1 pseudogene is annotated in these 2,924 nt (G+C 37.5%); it reads right to left on the reverse strand.

The annotated features are described in order from the left end of the window. Window positions 1-2,192: pseudogene (locus ACFILZ_RS09465) on the reverse strand (hypothetical protein); the annotation flags it as partial. Between the last annotated feature and the right edge of the window lie 732 nt (window positions 2,193-2,924).

Genomic DNA, 2,924 nt, shown 5'->3' on the forward strand with positions numbered 1-2,924 from the left:
TTTCCATGCAATTCGATCAAGCTATCAGGATCGGTGGTAGCTGCGCCATAGTTACCATTTATTGTTGTTAGAGCAACGTCTGTAACCTTAATATGCCCACCGCTTTTTGCAAGCAATGCCATGTTTGCAGCGGTTACAGTTCCTTCCGTCATTGTGATTGTACCACTGTTTTCTGCATTAAGCCCGATGAAAGCATTATTAATTGTTGTTTTGCCATGCAATTCAATTAAGCTATCAGGATCGGTGGTAGCTGCACCGTATCCGTTGCCTATTGTTGTTAGAGCAACATCTGCGACCTTAATATGTCCACCACTTTTTGCAAGCAATGCTGCGCTTGTCCCAGTTACAGTTCCTCCCGTCATTGTGATGGTACCACTATTTTCCGCGCCAAGGCCAGTTACAGCATTATTAATCGTTGTCTTCCCATGTAATACAATTAAGCTGTTAGGATCAGTGGCAGCTGCACCGTATCCGTTACCATCCATTGTTGTTAGTATCACATCCGTGACATCAATATATCCGCCGCTCTTTGCAAATAATGCTGCGCTTTTTCCAGTTACAGTTCCTTCCGTCATCATGATGACGCCTCTGTTTTCTGTATAAAGCCCGATAAAAGCATTATTAATCGTTGTTTTCCCATACAATTCAATCAAGCTGTAAGGATCTGTGGAAGCTGCTCCGTTTCCGTTACCATCTGTTGTTGTTAAAACAACATTTTCGCCTCTAATATATCCACCGTTCACTGCCAATAATGCTCTGTTTCCCCCAGTCACTATTCCTCCCATCATTGTGATTGTGGAGAATAAACCGTCTGCATAGAGTCCATCACCATAAGATGATGTAACTTGAACGCTGCCTTTTTGACTATTGGCTAAAGTAATGATGCTGCCTTCCGTAACGTATAGCCCAGCGTGTTCTCCATTATATTCTCCTCCTAATATCGCTATTTGAGAATGACCTTCTGCGGATATGCTGGTTTCTGCTTGGGTAATGGTTACATTTTCTAAAGTGACTTGACTTCCAGAAAAGGCTGTTATTCCGGTGTATAAAAACTCTTCTTTTTCATTTCCCAATTCATTTTCTAATTCACTTTCCCATCCAGGGTCTAATTCATTGTCCGATGTTTTTACATTTGCTAGCTTGTCTTGATCATTTATGTTGGTGTCTGCATAAGTAATTGTTACATTTTCTAGCTTATTTTTTTTGCTCTTACTTTCATTAAAGAATGCGCCAGTTTCAAAAGCTTTAATGGTTCCTCCTGTCATTGTGATTGTGCCACTGTTTTCTGCATAAAGCCCAATTACAGCATCATTAATTACCGTATTTCCGTGTAATTCAATTTTACTGTTAACATCATTGGCTATTGCACCGATTCCGGTGCCGTCTGTTTTTAAAGTAACATCTGAGATGTCGATATGTCCGCCATTTTCTGCAAGCAATGCTGTGCTTCTTCCAGTTATTGCTCCACCAGTCATTGTGATTGTAGATTGTTCACCATTTGCATAAAGTCCATCACCATGGGATGATGTAACTTGAACACTGCTTTTTTGGTTATCGGCTAATTCGCTATAAGTTAAAGTAATAGCGCTGCCTCCTGTAGCGGATATTCCTTTGAGGTCTCCATCAAATGCTCCTCCTAATATCGTTATTTCAGAATGATCATTTGCAAATATACTGGTGTTTGCTTGCGTAACCGTTACGTTTTCTAAAGTAACTTTGCTTTTGTTGTCGGCATTTATTCCCTCGTCCATGAAGTGGTCATCTTTACCACTTGATATTGTTACACCTTCCAGCTTGTTTTTATCATTCATACTGTTTTCGAAGAAAGCGCCAGTTTCAGAAACCGTAATAATGCCTCCAGTCATTTTGATTGTAGCACCATCTTTTGCATTAAGACCAAGACGAATGTCAAAATCAGTTCCTTTAATGGCTGTGTCTTGCAGTAATGTAATCGTACTGCCAAGACCGTCAGCTGTTACAGCATAAATATCTGTGTCTTTATTCCCAACCACAGTTAAATGTGTGCCGGTGATTTCCCCGTTGTCTTTCGCATTAATCATCTCATACGTTGTGTTAGATACTTCTTTTTTCTCGCCGGAAACTTCAAGAGTTTCAGCATGTACATTGAAATGGGTGTTGAATAGCATGACAGCTATGACAGCCGTGCAGGATAAAAGGGACTTTTTACACATCAAGAGTTTCCTAAATTATAAGTAAATTATAAGTGCCACACACTCTTCCCCCGCTTATAAGAAGGATATCAAATGGATGGGTATTTTAGATTAGAGATCGGACGTGAATAGGCGATTTTTATTTTTATGTAAAGTATAAAATAAATTATATATTTAATATATAATGAATTATACTTTAAACTCATTTCGTGCTAAAGTAAATATATTATGTTAATATTATATAAGTATTATAAGTTTTTCTATTCAAGATATGTGTTATGTTTGCATAAAACTTGTTGCTTATGCTTAAAGAAAAGAAGTAGGCAAGAAAATTTCAAAAAACTGTATGCTTGAGCCTGATAGAGATCTCTTTCAACATCATAAACAAAGCTAATACCATAGCTTTCATGTTTTCCTTTAATACGGTTACGATGAAATAGCGTTCATTGATTTTTCAATCGACTTTTAGTTTTTTTTCAAGAGAAATTTTTACTAGTTGAAAGCGCGATATTTTATTGTCTTGAGTTTTTTTAACTAATTTTCTCAAAGAGAAATGTTGGCGATGTGTATTAGTAGAGAAGAATAGAGGAGAGATAAAAAGGCAACACGATGTGCTGCCTTTTTTGTTAAATTAAATAGAATGAATAGGCTATTTTTACAGCCTTGTATTAAAACCGATAGCGTATTCCTCCTGAAAAGCTTGCACCAGATATACCAGTTTTTTGAAGCTTTTGTTGATAGCTTACATCACCA

It is taken from the genome of Bartonella sp. AP40SXNS, assembly GCF_042195825.1.
GTDB lineage: Bacteria > Pseudomonadota > Alphaproteobacteria > Rhizobiales > Rhizobiaceae > Bartonella.